A 25,151-nucleotide genomic window follows, 5' to 3' on the forward strand; every position below is an offset into this window, starting at 1 on the left:
AATACAGTGCAGCCAATGCAGTTTCTATACCAAGGAGAGGGGATATTGCTGAAAGGGTCGTTGCGGGAAAAAAACCGCCACCACCCCGCGAGGAGATGGCGGCGAATCAGAGCATCACTCGGCGACGCGAACCAGTTGCTTACCGAAGTTCTTGCCCTTAAGCATGCCTTTGAATGCGTCTACGGCATTGTCCAGGCCTTCGGCGATGGTTTCACGATATTTGATCTTGCCTGAGGCAATCTGCTCGGCCAGATGCGCAGTGATTTCCTGGTGCTTGTCCTGCCACTCGGTGACCAGGAAGAAGCGGTGTTCAGGCTTGTCTTCCATCGCGCCAAATACGTGGAAGGGGGTTTCGACCTTGCTCGCATCTTCGGCATTGTAAGCCGATACATAACCGCAGATCGGCACGCGTGAGCCGCTGTTGAGCAGCTTGGCGACGGCGCGGGTGACAGCACCACCGACGTTCTCGAAATACACATCGATACCGTCCGGGCAGGCGTCCTTCAGGTCCTGCTCGAGGTTGCCAGCCTTGTAATCAACGCATTCGTCAAAGCCCAGCTCTTCGACCACATAGCGGCATTTCTCCTCACCACCGGCAACGCCGACCACGCGGCAACCCAGTTGCTTGGCGGTCTGACCGACTACAGTACCCACCGGACCGGAGGCAGCAGACACCACCACGGTTTCGCCAGCCTTGGGCTTGCCGACATACACCAGGCCACAATAACCGGTACGCCCTGGCATGCCGGCCACGCCCAGATACGCCTGCAGCGGAATGCCGTGATCCTGCACCTTGTAGACCATGGGCGCATCACCCTGGATGATGCTGTATTCCTGCCAACCGGAATAGCTGGTGACCACATCGCCTACCGCATAGTTGGACGAATTGGACTCGACCACGCGGCCAACGCTTTCACCAACGATAGGCGCACCAATTTCGATCGGGTCCATGTAACCCTTGCTGTCATTCATGCGCGGACGCATGTAGGGGTCCAGGGACAGCCACAGAGTCTTGATCAGTACTTCACCGTCCTTCAGATCACGCACCGGATCCTGTTTGATGACCAGATCGCCATCCTTGATTTCGCCCTGTGGACGTTGGTTAAGTACTACTTTGCGATTGCTGTAGGCAGACATGAAAGCCTCGACTTGTTGAAAACAGAAAAAGGGGCAAGAACGCCCTGACCCACAGAGCATAAACCAGGCAGCAGCCAAATCATGGAACATCGCGGCATTATTCATCGGGCTGATTGCTTGCTAGTTGGCTATCCGAAACCGGGGTCGCGGTCGATCAACTGGTTGCGCCCCCCAGCCTTGCCGCGATACAGACGCTGATCGGCGCAACGGTAGAGCTCGAACGCAGTTGCGCCATCCACACCCATCTGCGCCAAGCCGAAGGTTGCCGAGAGCAGGATCTGCTGGCCCTGGTGCTCCAATGGCGTAGTCACTATCTGCCGGCGCAGGCTTTCCACCAGTTCCAGACCCGCCCGCGCGTCGGTATTGCGCAGCAAGATGCCAAACTCCTCGCCGCCCAGCCGGCCCAGAGTGTCGGTGCGCCGCAGGCGTTGCGCAATACAGGCGCAAATGTGCTGCAAAGCCGCATCTCCCACGTCGTGGCCCCAACGATCATTGACCTCCTTGAAGAAATCCACGTCCATCATCACCAATACCAATCCGGAGCCACTGCGCGCGGCCTCATCCACGCTACGCTCCAACGCCCGCTGAAAGCTGCCGCGGTTGGCCACCCCGGTCAGTGCATCCACTTCGGCCAGATGCTCAAGCGCCCGCTGAGCCAATGCACGCCGGGACTCGTACAGGTGTACAAACAATAGAATCAGCAGACCACAGAGCAAGGCGTTACCCAGATCGATCAAGCCAGCCGCATCTGCAGGAACGCCGAAGCGGTAGATATAGGCGAACATTGCTGCGCTTATAAATGGCAAGGCCAACAGCAGGCCGGCGAGGCGACCCAACAACAGATAGGACAGGATGGGAATCAGATATACCCAGACGAATGCCGTATGCGACGCGTCGGGCATGAAAATGATGTAAGTCAGAAAGCAGTAAAGCGGAAGCAGGTAGAAGTAGATCCATATGACCGGTCGCACTGCACTGGCAACTCGCCAGCTGCACCAGAGCAGCACCACGCAAGAGACCAGCTCGAACAAACCCAGTAGATAGCGGCCGTAACTCAGCTGCAACACCCCGAATACGCCCAAAGTAATACTCGATGTGAGAAACACCACACGCATCAGCGCCCGCTGATCATTCTCTACCAGGCCGGTAGCGCCAGTCTTGAAGGCCACGCTGAGCGAGCGGGACTGCCATGGAAACATGGTTCTGATCTCTTTTTCATCGAGTATAGACCCACATCCAGCATTCCGGCAGCTGCGTCAGCTCTGCGCCAGCTCGGCCAGGTGCTCGTCCTTGAGCCGTACATAATTGGCCGCGGTGTAGGTGAAAAAACTGCGCTCTTTATCGGTCAGCGGCCGCACCTGACGTGCCGGGCTACCCATATACAGATAGCCCGACTCCAGCGTGCGTTGCGCCGGAACCAGGCTACCGGCACCAATGATCACCTCGTCTTCAACCACCGCGCCGTCCATGACGATACTGCCCATGCCGACCAGCACCCGGCTGCCGATCGTACAGCCATGCAACAAAACCTTGTGTCCGATGGTCACATCATCACCGACAAGTAATGGATAGCCGTCCGGATTGAACGGCCCGGCGTGAGTGATGTGCAATACACTGCCATCCTGCACGCTGGTACGCGCGCCAATGCGAATGCGGTGCATGTCGCCACGGATGACCGTCAATGGCCATACCGAGCAATCATCGCCCAGTTCCACGTCGCCAATCACCACCGCAGACGGATCAACAAATACCGCCTGCCCCAATTGCGGCGACTTGCCGCTCAGCGTGCGTACATTCATGCTCTGTCTCCATTAACGAAAGCTCTTGTCACTATTAATAAAATCCAGTGGCCGTGCCAAGCGCTCCCATATTCAATAAGATACATACTATGACTCAGTCACCCATTTCAGGAAACTTCATGACCTCGTCCAACCCGCTTCTGCAACCCTACGACCTGCCCCCCTTCAGCAGCATCCGTGCCGAGCACGTAAAGCCTGCCATCGAGCAGGTTCTGGCAGACAGTCGCGCGACGCTGGCTCAACTGCTGGATAACCCACCTGCGCAATGGACCTGGTCCAACCTGATCGTGCCGCTGGACGATATAGGCGAAAAGCTCGGCCAGGCCTGGTCGCCAGTGCGCCATCTGAACGCAGTGATGAACAGCCCCGAGCTGCGCGATGCCTACAACAGCTGCCTGCCGCTGCTGAGTGAATTCAGCACCGAAATGGGCCAGAACCAGAAGCTGTTTGCCGCCTATCAGCAACTCGCCGAAGGCGAAGCCTTCAGTCAGCTGGATCAGGCGCAGCAAACGATCATTGAGCATGCGCTGCGCGACTTCCGTCTGTCTGGTATCGCACTCCCTGCCGAGCAGCAAAAGCGTTACGGTGACATGCAAATGCGCCTGTCGGAGCTGCAGAGCACCTTCTCCAATCAGTTGATGGACGCTACCCAGGCCTGGACCAAACATATTACCGACGCGGCCCAGCTCGACGGTCTGCCGGAGTCTGCGCTGGCGCAGGCGAAACAAGCGGCCGAAGCCAAAGAGCTGGATGGCTGGCTGCTGACGCTGGAATTTCCCAGTTACTACGCGGTGATGACCTACGCCCATGATCGTTCGCTGCGCGAAGAGGTTTATACCGCGTACTGCACCCGTGCGTCAGAAGTCGGCCCGCAAGCCGGCGAATATGACAACGGCCCGCTGATCAGCGAAATTCTCGCCCTGCGCCAGGAGCTCGCTGAGCTGCTGGGCTTTGCCAACTTTGCCGAGCTGTCGCTGGCGACCAAGATGGCCGAGAACACCGATCAGGTCGTCAGCTTCCTGCGCGATCTGGGCACTCGCAGCAAGAACTTCGCCGGCCAGGACCTGGCCGCGCTGCGCGAATTTGCTGCCGAGCGCGGCTGCACTGATTTGCAAAGCTGGGACGTCGGTTATTACGGTGAGCAATTGCAGCAGCATCGCTATGCGATTTCCCAGGAAGAGCTCAAGCCGTACTTCCCGGTGGATACCGTATTGACCGGCATGTTTTCGGTGGTCGAGCGCCTGTATGGCATCCAACTGCGCGAAGTCAGCGAGTTTGATCGCTGGCACAAGGACGCACGGCTTTTCGAAGTGCTCGAGCAGGGCGAAGTCATCGGCCGTTTCTACCTCGACCTCTACGCCCGCAGCCACAAGAACGGCGGTGCCTGGATGGATGGCTGCCGGGATCGTCGGCTGCTGCCTGACGGCGAACTGCAGCGGCCGATTGCTTACCTGGTGTGCAATTTCACCCCGGCGATCGGAAGCAAGCCTGCACTGCTGACCCACGATGAAGTGACTACACTGTTCCACGAATTCGGCCATGGCCTGCACCACCTGCTTACGCGTGTTGACTACCCAGCGGCATCCGGCATTAACGGCGTGGCCTGGGACGCAGTCGAGCTGCCCAGCCAGTTCATGGAAAACTGGTGCTGGGAGCCCGAAGGCCTGGCGCTGATTTCCGGCCACTATGAAACCGGTCAACCGCTACCCCAGGATTTGCTGGACAAGATGCTTGCCGCGCGTAACTTCCAGTCCGGCCTGGGTATGCTGCGCCAGGTAGAGTTGTCATTGTTCGATTTCCTCCTGCACCTGCGCGAGAAGCCCGACCAGACGGTGCAGCAAGTACTCGATCAGGTACGCGCCGAAGTATCGGTATTCCCGCCACCGGCATTCAACCGTTTCCAGAACGGCTTCGGGCATATCTTTGCTGGCGGTTACGCGGCTGGTTACTACAGCTACAAGTGGGCTGAAGTACTCTCGGCTGATGCCTTCTCACGCTTTGAAGAAGAGGGTGTGCTGAATACCGAGACGGGCAAGGCCTTCCGCGACAACATCCTGGCACGTGGCGGTAGCCGTGAGCCCATGGAGCTGTTCGTTGCCTTCCGGGGTCGCGAGCCGAGCATTGATGCCCTGTTGCGCCACAGCGGATTGACCGGGGAGGCCGCATGAGCAGTACCCCCACCGTCAAGCGCTTTATCGCCGGGGCAGTCTGCCCGGCGTGCAGTGCAATGGATACCATCCGCATGTACGAGGTCGACGGGGTGCCCAACCGCGACTGTGTTGCCTGCGGTTATGCCGATACGCTGGATGAGCGCGGCAACTCGGTGCCCCGGGAAGTGCCTACCCGGGTAACCAAGACCAAGGAATCTGCAGCGCCCAAGAGCCAGACAGTGCAGTTCTTCCCCAACCCGCGGCTGAAAAAGCCCTGAACCTCCGCAGGCTGGCTGGCGACTGACTAGCTGGCCTCGCGAAGGCGAATTTCCACGCCCAGTTGCCGTGATAGACACGGCCAGTTCTGCCAGAGGGCAATACGTCCACGCTGCGCAATAATCTGGCGGAAATCGGCAAAATCCTTGCTGCTGAACAGCCTTTCCGGCGCCAACCCCTCGACCGCGGTATCCACCGCCATATCCAGCTGATTGGCGAAAGCATCACCGAGTAACTGATGAACGATGACATTTGCCCGCGTGGTATCCAGCGGCAATAACGGCTCCCCGCCGTGGGCGATATAGCGATCGTTGATTTCCTCGACCAGGCGATGCACCAGATAGGCTTCATCCAGCAACGCCAGCATGCCTTGATGATCGGCCGGCAGGTCCGGCGGCTGCAGAAAAAAGGCCTCGGCGACCTTGAGTACTGGCAGCAGCTGCGTGCGCATATTGGCTGACTCGGCTACCGCCTGCGCGGCCTCCAGCGTGTCCGGCACTTCGGCGATATAGCCTTCGGCAAAGCGGTGCAGGGTATCCAGCGGATCACTGCCGGGCTCGATAGCCGGATGCAGCTGCTCCAATTGCCCGCTGAGCCATTTGCGCAGGCTACCCTGCTGCTGCTCCTGCTGTTCAGCCACACGGATTCGCTCGCGTAACGCTGCAATATTCATAAGACACTCCCGTAAATACCAGAAACTGGTCGAGATGGAGATCGCTGGCGATCCGTCTCAAGCTAGCAGAGCACTATGATATCGTCAAAGTGGCTCAGGCTGAGGCAATAGAATGAAATGCAGAGACTTTTGCCCTCTTACCGCTGCCGGTTTGCGGCGGCCGCTGATAACACAAGGCTACATGTGCAGCCTTGACAGATATCAAAAATAAAGCTTTCCGGGGATTGCCTTAGAAACTGTCAGGTCTATACTCAACGGGTCTGGCAGTTTTTTGGGGGGCCAGTCAATCCCGCTTGAGCATGCCGCTTCAACGGCCCGTCCGAGCAGTGCATTGCCACGTGTTTATTCAGTCCTGATGACTTTCTAAATGCACTTCCCCCCGCTACCAGAGCTGAATAAAAAAAATAAGGGGAACCGGGAATGTTGCGACAAGCAAGCGCCTGGCTGAGTGGTCTGTTATTGCTAGCACTCAGTGGCACCGTAAGCGCCGGATGGGCATTTAATATGCGTGAGGGGGTGACTGACATCAGTCGCTCGGTCTTTGATCTGCATATGTTGATCTTCTGGATCTGTGTCGTGATAGGCGTGATCGTCTTCGGCATCATGTTCTGGTCGATGTTCATGCACCGCAAATCCAGGGGCGCCGTCCCCGCAAAGTTTCACGAGAACGTCGGCGTTGAAGTTCTCTGGACCATCATACCGCTGCTGATTCTGGTGGGCATGGCAGTACCCGCGACCAAAACCCTGATAGAAATCTATGATGCCGAAGAATCTGATATCGACATCCTGATCACCGGTTATCAATGGCGCTGGCAGTACAGCTACCTGAATGAAGACGTTGCTTTCATGAGCAACCTGGTTACCCCCCGCGAAGAAATCGACAATCTCACCCCCAAGAATGAAAACTATCTACTCGAAGTGGATGAGCCTCTTGTGGTACCGGTTGGCAAGAAAATTCGCTTTCTGGTCACCGCCGCAGACGTTATCCACTCCTGGTGGGTACCTGCACTGGCAGTGAAGAAAGACGCCATTCCAGGCTTCGTCAACGAAGCCTGGACGCGCATCGAGGAGCCAGGCATTTTCCGCGGCCAGTGCACCGAGTTGTGCGGTCGTGACCATGCGTTCATGCCGATTGTGGTCGAAGCCAAATCGCAGGCTGATTACGATATCTGGCTGGCGGATAAAAAAGAAACCGCCGCCCGCGAAGCCGAGCTGCGCGAGAAGGATTGGTCGCTGGAAGAGCTGATGGAACGTGGTGAGCAGGTTTACTCACGCTCCTGTTCCTCCTGTCACCAGCCTGGTGGTGAAGGTTTGCCACCGATGTTCCCCGCACTGAAAGGCAGTGAAATTGCGCTGAATGATGTCGCTGCGCACATCGATATCGTCGTCAATGGCAAGTCCGGCACCTCGATGGCCGCGTTCGGCCCACAGCTGTCGGAAACCGATATCGCTGCGGTCATCACCTACGAACGTAACGCCTGGGACAATGACACCGGCGACATCGTAGCACCGCTCGACATTCTCAATTTCAAGAATAGCCAATAGGAGACCATCATGAGTGCAGTGATTGATCACCATCACGCCGACCATGCTCATGGTCCGGCCAAAGGTTTGATGCGTTGGGTTCTGACCACCAACCACAAGGACATCGGCTCGATGTACCTGTGGTTCAGTTTCGCCATGTTTTTGCTTGGCGGCACCATGGCCATGGTTATCCGCGCGGAACTTTTCCAACCCGGCCTGCAACTGGTGCAGCCGGAATTCTTTAACCAGATGACCACCATGCACGGCCTGATCATGGTCTTCGGCGCGGTTATGCCAGCATTTGTTGGCCTGGCCAACTGGATGATCCCGATGATGATCGGCGCGCCGGACATGGCGCTGCCGCGCATGAACAACTTCAGTTTCTGGCTGTTGCCTGCGGCCTTCGGTCTGCTGGTATCGACGCTGTTCATGGAAGGCGGTGGCCCGAACTTCGGCTGGACCTTCTACGCTCCGCTATCAACCACCTATGCGCCAGACAGTGTGACCTTCTTCATCTTTGCCATTCACCTGGCGGGTATCAGTTCGATCATGGGCGCGATCAATATCATCGCCACCATCCTCAACCTGCGCGCCCCGGGCATGACACTGATGAAAATGCCGCTGTTCGTCTGGACCTGGCTGATCACTGCTTTCCTGCTGATCGCGGTAATGCCAGTACTGGCGGGCGTGGTAACCATGATGTTGATGGATATTCACTTCGGCACCAGCTTCTTCAGCGCTGCCGGTGGCGGTGACCCGGTGATGTTCCAGCACATCTTCTGGTTCTTCGGTCACCCCGAGGTGTACATCATGATCCTGCCGGCGTTCGGCGCGGTCAGTGCGATCATCCCGGCGTTCAGCCGCAAGCCGCTGTTTGGTTACACCTCGATGGTGTACGCCACCGCAGCGATTGCGTTCCTGTCTTTCGTGGTCTGGGCCCACCACATGTTTACCGTGGGCATTCCACTGACCGGCGAGCTGTTCTTCATGTACGCCACCCTGCTGATCGCCGTCCCCACCGGGGTCAAGGTGTTCAACTGGGTGAGCACCATGTTCCGCGGCTCGCTGACCTTCGAAGCACCGATGCTGTTTGCCATCGCCTTCGTTATTCTGTTTACCATCGGCGGCTTCTCCGGCCTGATGCTGGCGATCGCTCCGGCGGATTTCCAGTATCACGACACCTATTTCGTAGTCGCGCACTTCCACTACGTACTGGTTCCGGGCGCGATCTTCGGCATCTTTGCCTCGGCGTACTACTGGCTACCGAAATGGACCGGCCACATGTACGACGAAGTCTTGGCCAAGACGCATTTCTGGATGAGCTTTGTCGGCATGAACATGGCGTTCTTCCCGATGCATTTTATCGGCCTGGCCGGCATGCCGCGGCGGATACCGGACTACAACATGATGTTCGCCAACTTCAACATGGTTTCGTCAATTGGCGCCTTCATGTTTGGTGCAACACAGTTGCTGTTCCTGTTTATCGTGATCAAGTGCATCAAAGGCGGCCCCAAGGCAGCAGCCAAGCCTTGGGAAGGCGCGGAAGGTCTGGAGTGGACAGTCGCCTCACCGGCGCCCTACCACACCTTCAGCACCCCACCTGAAGTGAAGTAAGGGGACAGCCATGAGCGAAGGCATCACTACAAAACGTCTGATCAGCCGCCTGTTGCTATTGGTAGTGGGCATGTTCGGCTTCGGCTTTCTGCTGGTGCCTATCTACGACGTGATGTGTGATGCCTTCGGCATCAACGGCAAGACCAATGCAAGCGCATATGAAGGTGGCGATGGCAGCGTGGATGAAAACCGTTCGGTACGGGTGCAGTTTATTTCGACCAATGCCGAAGGCATGGCATGGACGTTCGGCCCACAGGCCAACGAGCTGACCCTGCATCCTGGTGAAACGCATGAAATGATGTTCACCGCGCATAATCCGACCAGCAAGCCGATGATCGCCCAGGCGATCCCCAGCGTGTCACCGTCCAAGGCCGCGGCCTATTTCCACAAGACCGAATGCTTCTGCTTCACTCAGCAGATGTTACAGCCCGGTGAAACGGTGGAAATGCCCGTACGCTTTATCGTGGATCGCGAGCTGCCGAGCGAAGTTCACCGGCTCACGCTGTCCTATACCTTGTTTGATGTGACTGAGCGCATGGCCGAGACCTTTGATCTTGATCTGGCCGCCGTGCACAGCAACTGAATTTTGACTGCCTGATAAGGAGAACAACAGATGGCGAGTCACGACACCCCTTCAACACATGAAGAATATTACGTACCGGCGCAGAGCAAATGGCCGATAGTAGGCTCCATCGGCTTGCTGACCTCGGTATTCGGTGCCGGTACCTTGATGAACTCCAGCGGCGAGAGCGGCCTGTTCATACTGCTGGCTGGCGCACTGATCATTACCTGGATGTTCTTTGGCTGGTTCGGCAACGTTATTACCGAGAGCCACCAGGGCCTGTACAGCGCGCAGATGGATCGCTCGTTCCGCATGGGCATGGGATGGTTCATCTTTTCCGAGGTGATGTTCTTCGCGGCTTTCTTCGGCGCCCTGTTTTATGTGCGCACTTTCGCCGGCCCCTGGCTGTCCGGTGATGGCGACAAGGGCATCAGCAACATGCTCTGGGAAGGCTTTCAGTATAGCTGGCCACTGATGGCCAACCCCGATCCCGCGCTGTTTCCGGGACCAGCGGAAACCATCAGCCCTTGGCAGCTACCGCTGATCAACACCATTTTGCTGATCACCTCCAGTGTCACCGTGACCTTCGCCCACCACGCTCTGCGAGCGGGCAAGCGGGGTGCCCTGAAGAACTGGCTGTTGCTGACGGTGGTGCTGGCCGTCGTGTTCCTCAGCCTGCAGATTGCTGAATACGTGCATGCCTATCAGGACCTGGGGTTAACGCTGAATTCGGGGATCTACGGCGCTACTTTCTTTATGCTTACCGGTTTTCACGGCGCCCACGTGTTTATGGGCACGCTGATCCTTACAGTGATGCTGGTGCGTGTGCACAAGGGCCATTTCACCCCGGAAAACCATTTCGGTTTTGAAGCGGCCAGTTGGTACTGGCACTTCGTCGATGTGGTCTGGGTTGGTCTGTTTATCTTCGTCTATATATTCTGACGTGATACCTGGCCCCTCCCGGGGCCAGTTTCAGTGCAGCCAGGGCGTATTCCAGGCAAACTGACCTGACCAGAAGCCATAGGCAATCAGCAGCAGTATCGCTATCGTCAGACCAATCCGCACACTCAAAGCAGTAACCAGACGGCCTGAACCGTCGGTATCCTTGACCAGAAAGAACAGGCCGCTGAACAAGCTGACGATGACCGCCAGCAGCAAGACCAGAATGGCCAGTTTCAACCACATAATTGAATATCCATGCTTGTTAGGGTTTGTGCATTATAGACCCTGTCGTTAATCAAGGTTGCCATGTCTGATTCCGCCAAACGCTTCGCCCCCGGCTGGCCCCTCTGGATATTCCTGCTGGCCTTTCTGCCACTGCTGATTATCCTCGGCTTCTGGCAACTGGACCGTGCTGAAGAAAAACGCGCAATGCAGGCGCAGATGGATGCCAACCGCAGCGCGGTAGCCGAAACCCTGGAACAACTGCAGCAGCAGTCTGATCCCAGCTGGCGCCCGTTATACCTGCAGGGCCGCTTTGACCCCGAGCGCATCTGGCTACTGGACAATCGTATCCGTGGCGGCAAGGCCGGCGTAGAGGTGCTGCAGGTGTTTGACGATCATGCCTCCGGGGATAGCCTGATCGTCAACCGCGGCTGGATACCCTGGCCCGACCGGCGCCTGCGCCCCACTGTAGCTACACCCGACCAGGACGTACAACTCGACGCGGAAGCGCTACCCAGCGCAGAACAAGGCTTTACCCTGGGGCAAAGCGGCGGCACATCTGACTGGCCCAAGCTGATATCACGGGTGGATCTGGAGAGCATGGCCGCAGGAGTAGAGCGCCCATTGCTCGGCTGGACTGCGCGGCTGAAAACCGGCAGCCAGGCCGCTTTCAAACTGGACTGGCCGGCACTACCCATGACCGCCAGCAAACATACTGCCTATGCGGTGCAATGGTTTGCGCTGGCCATAGCATTACTGGCACTCTTTATCTGGGCTGGATTCCAGTCTGAACATCGGGGAAAAAACAACAATGAGTAGTAGCGATACCTCACCCACAACCGCTAAAAAGCCGCGCGGGCAACTGAAACTGCTGGCGATCTTCGCCGTGGTAATCGGCCCCATCGTGATTGCCGGCATCATGGCCAAAGTCGGCTACGAGCCGCAAAGCAATACCAACCGTTCCGACCTGGTTGAGCCACAGATTCAGCTGGAAGACTGGCAACTGGTAGCTGATCCAGTCGGTTATGGCTCGCCTTGGCGTGTTCTGGTTACCAGCCCGCAGGCGTGCGAGGAAGCCTGCCTGCAACTGCTGCACGAGGCGCGCCAGATCAATGTTGCCCTTGGCCGCGAAGCCGGCCGAGTGAAGCATATGCTGGCACTGGCGACGCAGCCCCCTGCAGAGCTGCTGGAACAGCTGGAGTCCGAGTACCCGCGCCTGGAAAAAGGTACGCTGGATTCCGCTGCCTACCAGAACAGCCTCAACCAGCATCCGCAGGAATGGCAGCAGGGCCCGCAGTTATGGGTAGTCGACCCACTGGGTCGAGTGGTGCTGCATCAGGACGCGGACAAACCGGGCAAGCAGTTGCTCGACGATCTGAAACATCTTTTGAAAGTATCCAAGGTAGGATAAAGGTCATGCGTAAACCAGGTTACCTGTTTGCCGTCGGCGCACTGGCGCTAGGGTTCGTAGTGGTGATTCTCGGTGCCTACACTCGCCTGGTGCATGCCGGCCTGGGTTGTCCGGACTGGCCGGGGTGTTATGGTTTTCTCGGCGTACCGCGCAGCGACAGTGCCATTCAGCTAGCCGAGATGCGCTTTCCCGATGACCCGGTGGAAGTTTTCAAGGCCTGGGCCGAGATGATCCACCGCTATGCCGCCGGCATCCTAGGCCTGGTCATCCTCGGCCTGGCGCTGATGAGCCTGCGGCAAAAACGCGTGCCGGGTTATCCGGTGGGCCTGAGCTTCGGCCTGTTGCTGCTGGTAGTCTGTCAGGCGCTGTTCGGCATGTGGACGGTAACACTGAAATTGTGGCCACAAGTCGTCACCGCGCACCTGCTCGGCGGCTTCGCCACCCTCAGTCTGTTGATGCTACTGTGCCTGCGCCTGCACGGCGGATTTCACCCGATGGGCCCCGCCAAAGCGATCGCCAAACTACGCTTCCTTGCCCGGCTGACACTGCTGGTGGTCATCGCGCAGATCACCCTCGGTGGCTGGACCAGCACCAATTACGCCGCCGTTGCCTGCGTGGACTTTCCCACCTGCCACGGCGAATGGTGGCCAGAGATGGACTTCGCCGCTGGCTTTCACCTGTTCCACGAAATAGGGCCCAATTACCTGGGCGGCATGTTGCTCGGTGAAGGCCGCACGGCCATCCATTTCACCCACCGGCTCGGCGCCATTGTAACCAGCCTGTTTGTGCTACTGCTGGCCTGGAAGCTGATGGACCGGCGCATGCCTAAACTGGCCGGATTGCTTACCCTGGTATTGATAACCCAGGTCGGTCTGGGCATCACCAATGTACTGGCGCATTTGCCGCTAACCGTCGCCGTTGCCCACAATGCTGTGGGTGCTACTCTGCTGTTGGTCGTGGTGACTATCAACTATCGCTTGCGTGCGCCTGCTGCAGATGCCATTTTCAGTACCGAGAGGTCTAGCTCAAGGCTGGCCAGCCGCTGACGGCTAGCGCATACTGGGCGCAGATTTTTCCAGAACAAAGCCTGACCAGAAGAACAATGACAGGCGCCTCAGGCGTCGGGGGAAGCACTGATGACCGTTATGAGCAACACCGCACAGGCCACCGCCGGATGGCGCGACTACCTGGAGCTGACCAAGCCCAAAGTTGTGGCACTGATGATCATCACTTCGGCCATCGGCATGCTGCTGGCCACCGAAGGCATGGTGCCCTGGAGCGTGTTGTTGCTGGGTAATCTCGGCATCGCCCTGTGCGCCGGCTCGGCGGCGGCGGTCAATCATCTGGTGGATCGGCGTATCGATATCCATATGGCGCGCACCCAGCGTCGGCCGATGGCTCAGGGGCGGGTCAATCCGCTCAATGCCATGCTCTTTGCCCTGGTACTCGGCGTGGCCGGCATGGGCATTCTGCTGCAATGGATCAATGCCCTGACTGCCTGGCTGACACTGGCTTCGCTGCTCGGCTACGCGGTAATCTACACCTCGTTTCTCAAGCGCGCCACGCCGCAGAATATCGTCATCGGCGGTCTCGCTGGCGCAGCTCCGCCCTTGCTTGGCTGGACCGCGGTTACCGGGCAGATTGATGCCGAAGCATTGTTGCTGGTACTGATCATTTTTGCCTGGACGCCACCGCATTTCTGGGCACTGGCCATTCACCGCAAGGAAGAATACGCCAAGGTCGACATTCCGATGCTGCCCGTCACCCATGGCGAGCGGTATACCAAGCTGCACATTCTGCTTTACACCTTTATTCTGCTCGCCGTCAGCATGCTGCCCTATGTGATTCACATGAGCGGCATCATCTACCTGACCGTAGCGCTGGTACTCGGCGTGCGCTTTATCGACTGGGCCTGGGCTATGTGGCGTGACAGCCGTCCGCATGCAGCCATCAAGACCTTCAAGTTTTCCCTCTGGTATCTGTTGTGGATATTCGTCGCGCTGCTGGTTGATCATTATGTGGGAGTTGCCGGATGGCTTTAAGCGGCGTGCAAAAAACTGTTCTGGTGACCCTGGCAGTGATTGCCCTGGTCATCGGCGCGATTGTCCATAAAGTCACCCGTCCAGTAGCACTGGATCGTGAGCAACTGTCGCAGTCAGGCATATTTCTGTTCGACAGCCCGCGCAGCCTGCCCGAAGTAGAAATGCTGTCTGCTGCTGGCGGTAGCTGGGGCAAGCAGGACCTGGTCGGACAATGGGATTTGCTGTTCTTTGGTTATACCTTTTGCCCGGATATCTGCCCGACCACCATGGCCGATCTCAAGCAACTGGTTGACGCGTTACCAGAAGCGTCTGCTGAGCAACTCGAGGTGACCATGGTCAGCGTTGACCCGAATCGCGACACGCCCGAGCAGATGCAGCAATACCTGGGCTTCTTCAAAGCCGGCTTCCACGGTGCGACCGGGAACCCGGAAGAGCTGGCCAAGCTGGCGCGGGCGTTATCCATCGCCTATATCGAGCCGGACACCAGCAGCGAGAATTATCTGGTCGACCACAGCGGCCAGGTGGTGATCGTCAACCCCGAGGGGCAATACGTGGGCTTCTTGCGACCCCCGCTGAAGCCGCAGGAATTGAGCCAGTGGTTGCCGCGAATCATGACTCCCTGATCGACGCGTCTTTTACACCGATCTGAGCTGTTGCCGGCCCGTCGGCAACAGCCTTGCTTCTCGCCAGACGAATAACCTTCCCGGCCTTGCCCGATACGCCGTCGGCCTGGCCGTCTTTCTGTGATCCCGCCCGCGCCTTGCTTAGCAACACGGGAATCAACTTGCCCTCGGTCAGCCCCTTCCAGAACCGCAGCGGCATATGCCCCTGCATGACTTTGCGGTTCAGCCGTGCCGGATTGAAGATACTCGCGTAGTAGGTTTCCCACAGCGCGTCATCCTTGCCCCGCACCGCCTCAGCTCGTACTCGCCACTCAGGCGGACAGGGCTGACGGTAATGCAGCTGCTGGCCGTCATACCAGACCGCATCGCGGGGTGTAGCGATCAACCAGCGCTGGCGGCCAAGACGTTCGGCGAAATGCATGCTGGCGCTGGCGAGAATGTCATGCGCCGGCTCATGCCAGGCCACGTAGTCCAGATCCGCATCAGCGGGCAGCGGATGAAAGCGCAAGAATGCATGCAAGTGATGCGCCTCGCGGCTGGCTGACTTGATGCGCCGATGCAGTTCGCTACCGTCCGGATCACCCGCCAGCATGGCTTGCCGCTCACCTTTGACCACCCGCCAGAGCACCCGATACAGCAGGTTCCAGCGGCCTGGCGCTCGGTAGCGAGCGGCACTCTTGAGCTCCGTGAGCAATGCCGCCGGTACGCGCAGCGTTTGCACCGGCCCGCCGTAAGCGGGCAGCGGCTCCGCAGCGAACAGCTGGCGATTGTCTTCATCTTCCCAGCACACTGCGTGTGGCGGCACGCCCTGCACCAGCAGTTGCCGGGCCTGATCGCGCCAGCATGCAAAATCGTCTTCGCAGCAGAGTATCCGCATAATCTTGCCTCAGCCCCAGAGCGCCATTTGCGCCGGTTGATCGCTCAATTGGCGGCGCAGCAGGCTGGATTCCACCGTGTCCTGGCGGGGGCGGTAATCGCTGGTGACGATAAACGGCCGTGCCTTGTCCATCACGCAGCGCATCCGCAACAGGTCTTCAAAGCGGATGCGCTTGAGCCGGCGCAGGCTGACTATGCGCTGCGCCGAGCGAATACCAATGCCTGGCACCCGGGCGATCATCGCCGGCTCTGCCAGGTTCAGATCGACCGGAAACTGCGCCCGGTTAACCAGCGCCCAGGCCAGCTTGGGGTCGATATCCAGCGGCAGATTACCCTGCGCGCCGATCAACTCGCCGGCCTTGAAGCCGTAGCTGCGCAGCAGAAAGTCAGCTTGATATAACCGATGCTCGCGCAACAAGGGCGGCGCCTGGAAAGGCACCGAGGAGGGACTGTTGGGGATCGGGCTGAATGCCGAATAGTAGACCCGGCGCAGTCGATAATCGCCGTACAAGGCTTCGGCGGTATGCAGAATGCGGCTGTCATCACTGGCATCGGCACCGACGATCATCTGCGTGCTCTGCCCGCCCGGGGCAAACCTGGGCGCACGCTTGTCTGCGCGTGATTCATTCGATGCGCTATCGATGGTACCCATGGCGCCGGTAATACTGCCGATCTGTTTTTCCGGTGCCAGACGAATCAGACTATCCGGACTGGGCAGCTCGATATTCACGCTAAGCCGGTCGGCATAACGTCCGGCCTCTTCGATCAGCGCCGGGTCCGCCTCGGGAATGGTCTTGAGGTGGATATAGCCGCGGAACTGATGTTCTTCGCGCAGCAACTTGGCCACGCGGATCAACTGCTCCATGGTGTAATCCGGCGACTGGATAATGCCCGAACTGAGAAACAGCCCGCTAACATAATTGCGCTGGTAGAAATCCAGCGTCAGCTTGACCACTTCCTCCGGCATAAAGCGCGCCCGCGGCACATCACTGGACCGGCGGTTAACGCAGTATTGGCAGTCATACAGACAGAAGTTGGTCAGCAGAATTTTCAGTAGCGAGACGCAGCGACCGTCCGGAGTATAGCTGTGACAGATGCCCATGCCATTGGTCGCGCCAATGCCGTCCTTGCCGCGGGAGCTGCGCTTGGGCGCGCCACTACTGGCGCAGGACGCGTCATACTTCGCTGCATCGGCCAGAATGGTGAGTTTTTCGATTAGCTCCATGTCACACCTATATACTGTATATAAATACAGCATAAGTGTTGTCGACGCATTGCTCAACCAGGCTGTATAGCCGGTTACATAATGGCAGAGCCGCGAGCTTAATCCGGACCCTGGAAAAGCTCGCCTTCGACCACCAGTACGGTTCGCCCTTCAGCTGTGCGCGGCAGATCCCAACCTCCGGTTAGTGCTCCGAACGAAGGCAAGACACTGACCTGATCACGAAACCAGAACACCGGCGCGCGTAGCCGGTCAGCGGCAACCTGCAAGGTCAGCACCGGGTGCAGATGCCCGGCCAGCACATGACGCCCCGGTACCTGCTCGGGCTCATGGCGTAAACGGAACGGCCCCAGATCCAGATGATCGTGCCAACGCAGACCGATATCCACCCCTGCGGCGTGCCGATCGTGGTTACCCACAACTGCCTCTACCGACACAGACCGGTGCTGCGCCAGCCAACCGGGGAACATATCCAGAAAGGGCTCGCCAGCCATCGGCCGATGGTGGAAAAAATCGCCGAGTACGATCAGCCGTTGAGGATTGAACTCCTCAAGCAGATTGGTCAGGCGATGCAGGTCATCGCGGCTCTGGCCGCTGGGGACCGCCAGACCACGCCGGCGCATCAAAGCCGCCTTGCCGAAATGAGTGTCGGCGACCAGCAATGCAGACTCGGCGGGATAGAACAATGCGCAGTCACCATGCAGCACCACTTCGGCGCCGGCCAACTGCCAATTCAGGGTACGACTCATGGGCGTCTCTTTGGTTTACGTGCTGCGTGCTTTTCGAGGCTGGCCATCATGCGTTGAACGCGCTCGCGCCAACCCTCGGTACTGATTCTATTACGCTGGCGCTCGACCCACAGCGGAAAGGCCAGAGGCGAGAAACGTTCCAGGGATACCAACAGCATCTGTTGCTCGGCTGCGCGCTCCAATACCGCGCGCAGCCGCTGAATCTCCAGCTGATCTTCCAGCACTTCGCGGCTGGCCTGGGCCAAAAGCCGGTGTTCGGGATCGTAACGCTGCAAGGTGTCGTACAGCAGACCGCTGGAAGCCTGCAATTGCCGGTCGCTCTTGCCCCGACCGGGGAAGCCCTGAAACACCAAGCCGCTGACCCGGGCGATATCGCGGAATTGCCGACGCGCCAACTCCCCGGCATTCAGCGCGGCCAATACATGATCGAGCAAATCTTCAGGATCGAGCAGTGAATGCCAATCCGCCTCTGTCAGCTCCGGCAGCTTGGCCGAGGTGAGCAGCTCCAGGCCGTAGTCGTTCACCGACAGCGAGAAGGTCGCTGGCGTCAGTTGCCCCAGCCGCCAGGCCAGCAGCGCGGCCAGACCTTCGTGGGCCAGGCGCCCGGCAAAGGGGTAAACGAACAGATGCTGACCCTCGCGCGAGCTGCAACCTTCGATCAATAGCCGCGCGCGACTTGGCAGCGCCGACTGCTGCTTCTGCAATTCCAGCACTGGAGCAACCGCCTGGACCTCCGGGTCGGTATACAGCCCGGCCTGCACTTCCTCGAAAATCTCCAGCACGCTGTCGGCCAGTTCGCTGGAGAGCGGCAAGCGCCCGCCGTACCAGCGCGGCACACTATGCCGGCGGGTTTTCGCCATGCGCACATAGGCCACCAGGTCACGCACCTTGACCAACTCCAGCGCGCGGCCGGAAAACAGAAACACATCACCGGGCTTGAGCCGGGCGATAAAGGTTTCTTCGATACTGCCCAGACTGCCACCCTTCATAAAGCGCACCTGGATCTGCGCGTCACTGGTGATAGTGCCGATCGCCAGCCGGTGGCGGCGGGCAATGCCGGTATCCTCGACGCTGTAACGACCGTCCTGAATCACCACACGCTGGAACTGCGGGTAATGCTCAAGCACCGGCCCGCCCTGGGTGATAAACAGCAGGCACCAGCTGAAGATCTCCTGGTCCAGCCCGGCAAAGGCATGGGTGCTGCGCAGCTCGGCGAACACCTGTTCAGGAACAAAGCCGGGGCCTGCGGCCAGGGTCACCAGATGCTGTACCAGCACATCCAGGCTCAACCGTGGTGGCCGCCTTGCCTCGACGCGGCCAGCCTCCCAGGCCCGGCGCACAGCGGCGATTTCCACCAGTTCCAACGCATGACTGGGCACACAGAGAATTTCACTGGCGGCGCCCGGTTGGTGACCGGAGCGACCGGCGCGTTGCATCAGCCGCGCCACCCCCTTGGGGCTACCGACTTGCACAACCCGGTCCACTGGCGAAAAGTCCACACCCAGGTCCAGGCTCGATGTGCAGACCACGCAGCGAAAATCGCCCTGGCGCAAACCGTCCTCGATGCGCTTACGCAATTTGCGGTCGATTGAACCATGATGCAGGCCCAGTTCAGTCAGCCATTCCAGCCGCGCCTTGAGAATCGCCTCAAACCAGAGTTCGGCCTGGGAGCGAGTATTGGTAAACAGGAGCGAGGTGTTGCCCTCGCCCAGATAGTCCAGCACCCCATCCAGCTGCGACAAGCCCAGGTGGCCGGCCCAGGGAAAGCGTTCGACATTGGCCGGGCACAGACCGCGAATGGTCAAAGGTTTACTCTGGGTGCCGGCGATTCGCTCGCCCGGTTCCGCTCCTTCGCCGAGCAACACCGCCATGGCTTCATCCAAATTCCCCAGGGTCGCCGACAGGCCCCAGACCGGCAGCTGCGAATGCCGCGCGCGCAACCAGGCCAAACATAATTGCAGCTGCACGCCGCGTTTATTACCCAGCAGCTCGTGCCACTCATCCACGATCACCGCATCCAGAAGCTTGAAGCTTTCTTCAGCATTGCGGTAGGAGAGCAGCACCGAGAGGCTTTCCGGGGTGGTGATCAGGGTTTCCGGCAGTTTCCGCCGTTGCCGGGCGCGCACGCTGGCGCTGGTGTCGCCAGTGCGGGTCTCGACCTTCCAGTCCAGGCCCAAAGCATCGACCGCCTGCTGCAGGTGCCCGGCGGTATCGCTGGCCAGCGCGCGCAACGGCGTGATCCACAGAACCCGCAGGCCGCCGGAACGCGTCGGTTTATCCAGCGCGTCGGATACCGGGCCTAGCCAGGCGGCCAGGGTTTTACCCGAGCCAGTAGAAGCATGAATCAGCCCGCTGCGCCCGGAGCGAAAGGCCTGCCAGGCCTGGCGCTGAAAGGGTGCAGGCGTCCAGCCCTGCTGGGCGAACCAGGCCTCGACCGTAGCCAGGCCGTCCACTGCGTCCTTGGCTGCAGCGGGCTTAGCCGCCATACAGACGCAGCAGGTCCTTAACCTGCTCCAGGGTATCGGCTTCGGCCACCGGCTTGTCCTGACGCCAGCGCGAAATCCGCGGGAAGCGCAGCGCGATGCCGGACTTGTGCCGCGGCGAGGGTTGAATGCCCTCAAAGGCAATTTCCAGCACATGCTCGGGTTTCAGCGACCGCACCGGGCCAAACTTCTCCACGGTGTTGCGGCGTATCCAGTGATCGAGCTTCTGGATTTCCTTGTCGGTCAGGCCCGAATAGGCCTTGGCGATCGGCACATAAGTATCGCCATCACGCACCGCCAGGGTGTAATCGGTGTACAGATTGGCCCGGCGGCCGTGGCCGGGTTGGGCGTAGAGCAGCACTGCATCAATGGTCAACGGCTCGATCTTCCACTTCCACCAGTCACCGCGAATCCGCCCGCTGCGATAAGGGCTGTCCAGTCGCTTGAGCATCAACCCCTCCACCAGGCGTTCTCGGCTGCTATCGCGATGTGTGGCCAGGTCAGTCCATTCGGCGGCACTGACGCTGGGGCTGAGGCGAATTGCGCTCTGGCCGCTGTCCGCCAGCAGCTGCTCCAACAGCGCACGACGTTCACGCAGCGGTCGCTCGCGCCAGTCCTGCTGCTGATATTCCAGCACGTCGTAGGCCAGAAAGATAACCGGCACCTCGCGTAGCATTTTCTCGCCAATGGTTTTGCGTTGGATGCGCCGTTGCATTTGCGAGAACGGCAGAACGTCGGTATCCCAGGCAAGAATTTCACCGTCAAGGACCACTTCCGGCAGATCTGCTGCGGCGGCTTCCACTTCCGGGAAGCGGCCGTTCATGGGTTCTTCGCCGCGGGACCAGAGCCAGATGCCACCCGGCCGAGCGATCAGTTGCGCGCGAATACCATCCCACTTCCACTCGGCCAGCCAATCCTGCAGGTCACCCAGCATCTCCGGCTCGCCCTCCAGCGGCGAGGCGAGAAAGAACGGGTAGGGCTGGCCTTCACGCTCTTCGCGGTGTTCCTGATCGAACAGCGCGGTAAAGAATTCGGCAGTGGGCTCGAACTCGCCGATCAAGCGCCGCGCGATCAATGCCCGGGGCAGATCACCCAAGGCTGCAAGCGCGCGCTCGACCAACCCGCGGGACACGCCCACGCGCAAGCTACCAGTCAGCAGTTTGTTGTAGAGAAAACAGGCTGGGCGCGGCAGGCTGCGCCAGTGGGCAACCACATGCACCTGTTGCTGCTCTTCCTCCAGTTTACGTAATCCGAGGACCGCCTGTTCGATCCAGCCGGCCAGCGAGCCTTCAACCGCGCGGCGCTCGCCATCGTCTTCCATCAACAGGCTGATGGTTTCCGCCAGATCGCCGACGTGCTGATAGGTTTCTTCGACTAGCCAATCCGGCAGCCCGGTGGCTTCTGCCAGCCAGTCACGCAATTTGCGCGGGCCGATCAGACGCTTCATCCGCCGTCCGGCGAGTATGTATACAGCCCAGGCGGCATCGGCTGGCGGCGCAGCGCGGAAGTAGGTAATCAACGCATCCAGCTTGACCTGGGTGCGGGTGGTAGCATCGAGTTCGGCGTAAAGATCGGCAAAGGCCTGCATCAATCTTCCTCGCCGCCGTACAGGGTGGTCAGCGCGCGGGCGTCGATGCCCCCGTGTTCACGCAGGTAGCGCACCAGATCATCACTGCGGCCATGGGTGGTCAGCACGGTACTGGCCCCGCAGTCACGGATGGTATTGAGCAGCGCCGGCCAATCGGCATGGTCACTGAGTTCAAAACCCTGATCGTAGCCCCGCCGGCGACGATTACCGCGAATGCGCATCCAGCCGGAGGCGAAGCCGGTGCTGGCATTCTTGAAGCGGCGCATCCAGGGTGATCCGGCAGCGGAGGGCGGCGCCAGAATCAACTGACCGTTAAAGGTTTCCTCGCGGGACAGCTCGGAGACCGGTTGGGTTGGCAGCATGGCCACATCGGCCTCACGATACAGCTCGGTCAGCGCGACCATGGCGCCATGCAGGTAAACCGTGCGGTCAGTGTGCGCGGCCAGCGCCGCCAATACCCGCTGCGCTTTGCCAAAGGCATAGGTGAACAGAATGCAGGGCCGGTCCGGGTTGCCGGACCACCAGTCCCACATCTGCTGGCCAACCTCTTCCACCGGCGGCCAGCGGTAACAGGGCAGGGCAAAGGTCGCTTCGGTAATCAGCGTATCGCAGGGCACCACTTCAAAAGGTGCGCAGGTCGGATCGGCATCGCGTTTGTAATCACCACTCACCACCCAGACCCGGCCGTCATCGTGGGCCACGCGCACCTGCGCTGAACCGAGTACATGCCCGGCCGAATGCAGGCTCAGAGTGATAGGGCCGAAGCGCCGCTGTTCGCCGTATTCCAACCCGGTAAATTCATGCTCGCCCAAGCGGTGGCGCAGGATGGGCACACTCAAATGCTGGGCGTAATATTGCTGATGACCGGAACGGGCGTGGTCGGCATGCGCGTGGGTGATTACCGCCGTGGCAACCGGCCGCCAGGGGTCGATGTGAAAATTGCCGGCGGGGCAATAAAGCCCTTCGTCGGTGGGAATCACCAGAGGATCATGCATGCAAGAGTGCGCTCATTGGTCCGTGTCCATTTCAGCCTATCCGAGAAATGGGACAACAGGATCAGCGAGCTGTTACAGCGAATGTAGCTGCCAGGTGTAGCGCACTACGTATGCACGCGGGCTCAGGCCCGACGCGGAACGCTGACCGCAAGCATAAAAAACAGCGCGGCGCAGACCACGATCGACGGACCTGCTGGCGTATCCAGATTCCACGACATCGCCAGCCCACCCATCACTGCGAGACAGCCCAGCACGCTGGCACCCATGGCCATCTGCTCCGGCGTACGCGCGTGACGTTGGGCCGCGGCGGGGGGAATAATCAGCAGCGAGGTGATCAGCAGCACCCCGACAATTTTCATTGCCACCGCGATGACGATGGCAATCAGCAGCATCAGCGCCAGGCGGATCGCCGTGACCGGTAAACCTTCCACGCGGGCCAGTTCCTCATGCACGGTGACCGATAGCAATCGGCGCCAGAGCAGGGTCAGTAACACCATCACTATCACCAGACCGCCAAGCATCCAGTACAGGTCCTCGCGACCGATGGCCAGCAGGTCGCCAAACAGGTAGGCCATCAGATCCACCCGCACGTTATCGGTCAGCGCCAGCACCACCAGGCCTAGCGACAGGCTGCTGTGCGCCAGAATGCCGAGCAGCGTATCGCTGGCCAGCCACTGCTTGTGCTGCAGAGCGACTAGCAGAACGGCCAACAGTACGCAGCCGAGCGTCACTGCGAGTGTGAGGTTGATATCCAGCAGAATGCCCAGCGCAATACCCAGCAGCGCCGAGTGCGACAGGGTGTCGCCAAAATAGGCCATGCGCCGCCAGACCACGAAGGAGCCCAGCGGGCCAGCCACCAGAGCCAGGGCAAGGCCGGCCATGAGCGCATAAATCAGAAAGTCAGGCATGCTTGCAGTCGGGTCCGTGCTGGTGGCTGTGTGATGTATGGGAAGGCGAGGCATCCACTACTTCACCATGCAGATCATGGTCGTGATCATGGTGGTGGTTATACACCGCCAGGGCGCTGGCCTGCTCGCCAAACAGCGCGACAAAAGCCGGGTCCAGGCTGACCTGTTCGGGATGGCCGGAACAGCAGACGTGGCGATTCAGGCACACCACCGTGGTCGTGGTCGCCATCACCAGATGCAGGTCATGCGAGACCATCAGCACGCCGCAGTTATAGCGGTCACGCAGCCGGGTAATCAGTTGGTAAAGCTCAATCTGGCCGTTTACATCCACGCCCTGCACTGGCTCGTCGAGCACCAGCAAGTCCGGATTACGCAGCAGGGCCCTGGCCAGCAATATGCGTTGCAACTCGCCGCCGGAAACCTGCTGCAGCGGTCGCTCAAGCAAATGCCCGGCGCCGACATCCTCCAGCGCTTGCAGTGCCTCGCCGCGCTTGGCACCCGGCGCCAGAAGCAAAAAGCGCATGACCGTCAGCGGCAGGGTCGCATCCACCTGCAACTTCTGCGGCATATAGCCGATGCGCAAGCGTGGCTGGCGCTGCACCTTGCCCGAGTCGGCCTTGAGCAAACCCAGCACTACCCGCACCAGGCTGGTTTTACCCGCGCCATTGGGGCCAATCAGGGTGACAACTTCACCGCGCTTGACGCTGAGGCTGACCGATTCCAGCACGGGGTTGCCATGCAGCCGCAGGCTGACGTTACTCAGACTCAGCAGTGACTCGCTCATGCTGCCGCCTGGCACTGCGCGCACAGACCGGTGATTTCCACGGTCTCACCTTCGACCTGAAATCCGAAGCCCTTGGCACTGGCGGCGATAGCGTCCTGGATGGCGCTGTTATCCAGCTCGATAGCGATATGGCACTGCCGACAAATCAGAAACTGGCCCTGATGGCGGTGCTCCGGGCTGGCGCAACCAATAAAGGCGTTCAGCGACGCAATGCGATGGACCAGTCCCTGATCGAGGAGGAAATCCAGTGCCCGATACACCGTCGGCGGCGCTGCACGGCGGCCATCTTCCCGCGCCAGAGTATCGAGAATGTCGTAGGCGCCCAGCGGCTTGTGACTGTCCCAGACCAGCTCCAGCACCCGTTTACGCAGCGCGGTAAAACGCACGCCGGCGCGCTCGCACAGGTGTTCGGCCGCCGCCAGCGCGTCATGCACACAGGCGTCGTGGTCATGCGGTTGGTGCGGATCATGGGGCAGGCTGAGGTTGCTCATGGCGAATAGGCCTTCAAAGGGAGTCTGGTCAACGGCTTTACTGCTGTTATCATATAACAATTACGTCCCCGGAGATATTT

25 protein-coding genes are annotated in these 25,151 nt (G+C 59.6%); 11 read left to right on the forward strand and 14 right to left on the reverse strand.

The genetic code is table 11. The features are described 5' to 3' along the window. Positions 1 to 114 precede the first annotated feature (114 nt). The 3 genes from EAO82_RS01005 to EAO82_RS01015 all read right to left on the reverse strand — a co-directional run bounded on the left by EAO82_RS01005 (position 115) and on the right by EAO82_RS01015 (position 2,936). Complete coding sequence (locus tag EAO82_RS01005; RefSeq protein ID WP_096345626.1) at positions 115 to 1,137, reverse strand: NADP-dependent oxidoreductase; 1,023 nt, start codon at positions 1,135 to 1,137, stop codon at positions 115 to 117. 128 nt (positions 1,138 to 1,265) lie between these two features. Next, positions 1,266 to 2,336 (reverse strand): GGDEF domain-containing protein, encoded by a 1,071-nt coding sequence (locus EAO82_RS01010; protein WP_096345324.1) that lies wholly within the window; start codon positions 2,334 to 2,336, stop codon positions 1,266 to 1,268. 57 nt (positions 2,337 to 2,393) lie between these two features. Next, on the reverse strand, positions 2,394 to 2,936 hold the full coding sequence (locus EAO82_RS01015) for a gamma carbonic anhydrase family protein (RefSeq protein ID WP_096345325.1): 543 nt from the start codon (positions 2,934 to 2,936) through the stop codon (positions 2,394 to 2,396). Between the two features lie 119 nt (positions 2,937 to 3,055). Between EAO82_RS01015 and prlC the strand changes: the two genes are divergently transcribed. Continuing rightward, the gene (gene prlC, locus EAO82_RS01020) at positions 3,056 to 5,104 is read left to right on the forward strand and encodes an oligopeptidase A (protein ID WP_096345326.1); all 2,049 of its coding nucleotides are present in this window, start codon (positions 3,056 to 3,058) and stop codon (positions 5,102 to 5,104) included. Beyond that, positions 5,101 to 5,364, forward strand: a complete 264-nt coding sequence (locus EAO82_RS01025; protein ID WP_096345327.1) for a YheV family putative zinc ribbon protein — start codon at positions 5,101 to 5,103, stop codon at positions 5,362 to 5,364. Before prlC ends, EAO82_RS01025 begins: the two co-directional genes overlap by 4 nt. Before the next feature lie 26 nt (positions 5,365 to 5,390). Here the strand turns inward: EAO82_RS01025 and EAO82_RS01030 are convergent, their stop codons facing one another. Beyond that, a complete protein-coding gene (locus EAO82_RS01030; protein ID WP_096345328.1) occupies positions 5,391 to 6,035 on the reverse strand; it encodes a hypothetical protein in 645 nt (214 codons plus the stop codon). A gap of 420 nt (positions 6,036 to 6,455) precedes the next feature. Between EAO82_RS01030 and coxB the strand changes: the two genes are divergently transcribed. Genes coxB through EAO82_RS01050 form a run of 4 tightly spaced genes read left to right on the forward strand, consistent with a single transcriptional unit; the run spans position 6,456 to position 10,677 of the window. After that, complete coding sequence (coxB, locus tag EAO82_RS01035) at positions 6,456 to 7,580, forward strand: cytochrome c oxidase subunit II (protein WP_096345329.1); 1,125 nt, start codon at positions 6,456 to 6,458, stop codon at positions 7,578 to 7,580. 9 nt (positions 7,581 to 7,589) lie between these two features. Then, positions 7,590 to 9,173 carry a cytochrome c oxidase subunit I gene (gene ctaD / locus EAO82_RS01040; protein WP_096345330.1) on the forward strand — a complete coding sequence of 528 codons (1,584 nt, stop codon included), beginning with the start codon at positions 7,590 to 7,592 and terminating at the stop codon, positions 9,171 to 9,173. Between the two features lie 10 nt (positions 9,174 to 9,183). Further along, positions 9,184 to 9,756 carry a cytochrome c oxidase assembly protein gene (locus tag EAO82_RS01045; protein ID WP_096345331.1) on the forward strand — a complete coding sequence of 191 codons (573 nt, stop codon included), beginning with the start codon at positions 9,184 to 9,186 and terminating at the stop codon, positions 9,754 to 9,756. Positions 9,757 to 9,786: 30 nt separating this feature from the next. Beyond that, a complete protein-coding gene (locus EAO82_RS01050; protein ID WP_096345332.1) occupies positions 9,787 to 10,677 on the forward strand; it encodes a cytochrome c oxidase subunit 3 in 891 nt (296 codons plus the stop codon). Positions 10,678 to 10,707: 30 nt separating this feature from the next. On the opposite strand, the gene EAO82_RS01055 is transcribed toward EAO82_RS01050, so the two are convergent. Beyond that, complete coding sequence (locus EAO82_RS01055; RefSeq protein WP_096345333.1) at positions 10,708 to 10,920, reverse strand: twin transmembrane helix small protein; 213 nt, start codon at positions 10,918 to 10,920, stop codon at positions 10,708 to 10,710. A gap of 63 nt (positions 10,921 to 10,983) precedes the next feature. Here EAO82_RS01055 and EAO82_RS01060 point away from each other — a divergent pair, with 63 nt between their 5' ends. The 5 genes from EAO82_RS01060 (at position 10,984) to EAO82_RS01080 (ending at position 14,975) form a co-directional block, all read left to right on the forward strand. Further along, positions 10,984 to 11,718 (forward strand): SURF1 family protein, encoded by a 735-nt coding sequence (locus tag EAO82_RS01060; RefSeq protein ID WP_096345334.1) that lies wholly within the window; start codon positions 10,984 to 10,986, stop codon positions 11,716 to 11,718. Continuing rightward, the gene (locus EAO82_RS01065; RefSeq protein WP_096345335.1) at positions 11,711 to 12,310 is read left to right on the forward strand and encodes a hypothetical protein; all 600 of its coding nucleotides are present in this window, start codon (positions 11,711 to 11,713) and stop codon (positions 12,308 to 12,310) included. The genes EAO82_RS01060 and EAO82_RS01065 overlap by 8 nt, the downstream gene beginning before the upstream one ends. A 5-nt stretch (positions 12,311 to 12,315) precedes the next feature. Beyond that, positions 12,316 to 13,356: a COX15/CtaA family protein gene (locus tag EAO82_RS01070; protein WP_096345336.1), complete on the forward strand. Its 1,041-nt coding sequence runs from the start codon at positions 12,316 to 12,318 to the stop codon at positions 13,354 to 13,356. A 99-nt stretch (positions 13,357 to 13,455) separates the two neighbouring features. After that, positions 13,456 to 14,352, forward strand: a complete 897-nt coding sequence (gene cyoE, locus EAO82_RS01075) for a heme o synthase (RefSeq protein WP_096345627.1) — start codon at positions 13,456 to 13,458, stop codon at positions 14,350 to 14,352. Next, entirely contained in the window at positions 14,343 to 14,975 is a 633-nt protein-coding gene (locus tag EAO82_RS01080; RefSeq protein WP_096345337.1) for an SCO family protein, read from the forward strand. The genes cyoE and EAO82_RS01080 overlap by 10 nt, the downstream gene beginning before the upstream one ends. Here EAO82_RS01080 and EAO82_RS01085 read toward each other — a convergent pair. From EAO82_RS01085 to EAO82_RS01125, 9 genes are all read right to left on the reverse strand, one after another. Next, the gene (locus EAO82_RS01085) at positions 14,962 to 15,852 is read right to left on the reverse strand and encodes a TIGR03915 family putative DNA repair protein (protein WP_096345338.1); all 891 of its coding nucleotides are present in this window, start codon (positions 15,850 to 15,852) and stop codon (positions 14,962 to 14,964) included. The genes EAO82_RS01080 and EAO82_RS01085 overlap by 14 nt on opposite strands. A 9-nt stretch (positions 15,853 to 15,861) precedes the next feature. Beyond that, positions 15,862 to 17,076: a putative DNA modification/repair radical SAM protein gene (locus tag EAO82_RS01090; protein WP_096345339.1), complete on the reverse strand. Its 1,215-nt coding sequence runs from the start codon at positions 17,074 to 17,076 to the stop codon at positions 15,862 to 15,864. 98 nt (positions 17,077 to 17,174) lie between these two features. Further along, positions 17,175 to 17,822, reverse strand: coding sequence for a ligase-associated DNA damage response endonuclease PdeM (pdeM, locus tag EAO82_RS01095; protein ID WP_096345340.1), 648 nt, complete (start codon positions 17,820 to 17,822; stop codon positions 17,175 to 17,177). Then, positions 17,819 to 20,308, reverse strand: coding sequence for a ligase-associated DNA damage response DEXH box helicase (locus EAO82_RS01100; RefSeq protein ID WP_096345341.1), 2,490 nt, complete (start codon positions 20,306 to 20,308; stop codon positions 17,819 to 17,821). The genes pdeM and EAO82_RS01100 overlap by 4 nt, the downstream gene beginning before the upstream one ends. Further along, entirely contained in the window at positions 20,298 to 21,893 is a 1,596-nt protein-coding gene (locus EAO82_RS01105; protein WP_096345342.1) for an ATP-dependent DNA ligase, read from the reverse strand. The genes EAO82_RS01100 and EAO82_RS01105 overlap by 11 nt, the downstream gene beginning before the upstream one ends. Then, complete coding sequence (locus EAO82_RS01110) at positions 21,893 to 22,888, reverse strand: ligase-associated DNA damage response exonuclease (protein ID WP_096345343.1); 996 nt, start codon at positions 22,886 to 22,888, stop codon at positions 21,893 to 21,895. The genes EAO82_RS01105 and EAO82_RS01110 overlap by 1 nt, the downstream gene beginning before the upstream one ends. Positions 22,889 to 23,010: 122 nt before the next feature. After that, the gene (gene znuB, locus EAO82_RS01115; RefSeq protein WP_096345344.1) at positions 23,011 to 23,796 is read right to left on the reverse strand and encodes a zinc ABC transporter permease subunit ZnuB; all 786 of its coding nucleotides are present in this window, start codon (positions 23,794 to 23,796) and stop codon (positions 23,011 to 23,013) included. Further along, entirely contained in the window at positions 23,789 to 24,580 is a 792-nt protein-coding gene (gene znuC, locus EAO82_RS01120; RefSeq protein WP_096345345.1) for a zinc ABC transporter ATP-binding protein ZnuC, read from the reverse strand. The genes znuB and znuC overlap by 8 nt, the downstream gene beginning before the upstream one ends. Further along, positions 24,577 to 25,071: a Fur family transcriptional regulator gene (locus tag EAO82_RS01125; protein ID WP_096345628.1), complete on the reverse strand. Its 495-nt coding sequence runs from the start codon at positions 25,069 to 25,071 to the stop codon at positions 24,577 to 24,579. The genes znuC and EAO82_RS01125 overlap by 4 nt, the downstream gene beginning before the upstream one ends. Between the last annotated feature and the right edge of the window lie 80 nt (positions 25,072 to 25,151).

Origin of the sequence: Halopseudomonas pelagia, from assembly GCF_009497895.1 — a bacterium.
GTDB lineage: Bacteria > Pseudomonadota > Gammaproteobacteria > Pseudomonadales > Pseudomonadaceae > Halopseudomonas > Halopseudomonas pelagia_A.

What these genes read in the sequence shown, in the direction of transcription:
- EAO82_RS01005 (WP_096345626.1), bottom strand. Translation starts at nt 1,137, where the DNA reads ATGTCTGCCTACAGCAATCGCAAAGTAGTACTTAACCAACGTCCACAG.
- EAO82_RS01010 (WP_096345324.1), bottom strand. Translation starts at nt 2,336, where the DNA reads ATGTTTCCATGGCAGTCCCGCTCGCTCAGCGTGGCCTTCAAGACTGGC.
- EAO82_RS01015 (WP_096345325.1), bottom strand. Translation starts at nt 2,936, where the DNA reads ATGAATGTACGCACGCTGAGCGGCAAGTCGCCGCAATTGGGGCAGGCG.
- prlC (WP_096345326.1), top strand. Translation starts at nt 3,056, where the DNA reads ATGACCTCGTCCAACCCGCTTCTGCAACCCTACGACCTGCCCCCCTTC.
- EAO82_RS01025 (WP_096345327.1), top strand. Translation starts at nt 5,101, where the DNA reads ATGAGCAGTACCCCCACCGTCAAGCGCTTTATCGCCGGGGCAGTCTGC.
- EAO82_RS01030 (WP_096345328.1), bottom strand. Translation starts at nt 6,035, where the DNA reads ATGAATATTGCAGCGTTACGCGAGCGAATCCGTGTGGCTGAACAGCAG.
- coxB (WP_096345329.1), top strand. Translation starts at nt 6,456, where the DNA reads ATGTTGCGACAAGCAAGCGCCTGGCTGAGTGGTCTGTTATTGCTAGCA.
- ctaD (WP_096345330.1), top strand. Translation starts at nt 7,590, where the DNA reads ATGAGTGCAGTGATTGATCACCATCACGCCGACCATGCTCATGGTCCG.
- EAO82_RS01045 (WP_096345331.1), top strand. Translation starts at nt 9,184, where the DNA reads ATGAGCGAAGGCATCACTACAAAACGTCTGATCAGCCGCCTGTTGCTA.
- EAO82_RS01050 (WP_096345332.1), top strand. Translation starts at nt 9,787, where the DNA reads ATGGCGAGTCACGACACCCCTTCAACACATGAAGAATATTACGTACCG.
- EAO82_RS01055 (WP_096345333.1), bottom strand. Translation starts at nt 10,920, where the DNA reads ATGTGGTTGAAACTGGCCATTCTGGTCTTGCTGCTGGCGGTCATCGTC.
- EAO82_RS01060 (WP_096345334.1), top strand. Translation starts at nt 10,984, where the DNA reads ATGTCTGATTCCGCCAAACGCTTCGCCCCCGGCTGGCCCCTCTGGATA.
- EAO82_RS01065 (WP_096345335.1), top strand. Translation starts at nt 11,711, where the DNA reads ATGAGTAGTAGCGATACCTCACCCACAACCGCTAAAAAGCCGCGCGGG.
- EAO82_RS01070 (WP_096345336.1), top strand. Translation starts at nt 12,316, where the DNA reads ATGCGTAAACCAGGTTACCTGTTTGCCGTCGGCGCACTGGCGCTAGGG.
- cyoE (WP_096345627.1), top strand. Translation starts at nt 13,456, where the DNA reads ATGAGCAACACCGCACAGGCCACCGCCGGATGGCGCGACTACCTGGAG.
- EAO82_RS01080 (WP_096345337.1), top strand. Translation starts at nt 14,343, where the DNA reads ATGGCTTTAAGCGGCGTGCAAAAAACTGTTCTGGTGACCCTGGCAGTG.
- EAO82_RS01085 (WP_096345338.1), bottom strand. Translation starts at nt 15,852, where the DNA reads ATGCGGATACTCTGCTGCGAAGACGATTTTGCATGCTGGCGCGATCAG.
- EAO82_RS01090 (WP_096345339.1), bottom strand. Translation starts at nt 17,076, where the DNA reads ATGGAGCTAATCGAAAAACTCACCATTCTGGCCGATGCAGCGAAGTAT.
- pdeM (WP_096345340.1), bottom strand. Translation starts at nt 17,822, where the DNA reads ATGAGTCGTACCCTGAATTGGCAGTTGGCCGGCGCCGAAGTGGTGCTG.
- EAO82_RS01100 (WP_096345341.1), bottom strand. Translation starts at nt 20,308, where the DNA reads ATGGCGGCTAAGCCCGCTGCAGCCAAGGACGCAGTGGACGGCCTGGCT.
- EAO82_RS01105 (WP_096345342.1), bottom strand. Translation starts at nt 21,893, where the DNA reads ATGCAGGCCTTTGCCGATCTTTACGCCGAACTCGATGCTACCACCCGC.
- EAO82_RS01110 (WP_096345343.1), bottom strand. Translation starts at nt 22,888, where the DNA reads ATGCATGATCCTCTGGTGATTCCCACCGACGAAGGGCTTTATTGCCCC.
- znuB (WP_096345344.1), bottom strand. Translation starts at nt 23,796, where the DNA reads ATGCCTGACTTTCTGATTTATGCGCTCATGGCCGGCCTTGCCCTGGCT.
- znuC (WP_096345345.1), bottom strand. Translation starts at nt 24,580, where the DNA reads ATGAGCGAGTCACTGCTGAGTCTGAGTAACGTCAGCCTGCGGCTGCAT.
- EAO82_RS01125 (WP_096345628.1), bottom strand. Translation starts at nt 25,071, where the DNA reads ATGAGCAACCTCAGCCTGCCCCATGATCCGCACCAACCGCATGACCAC.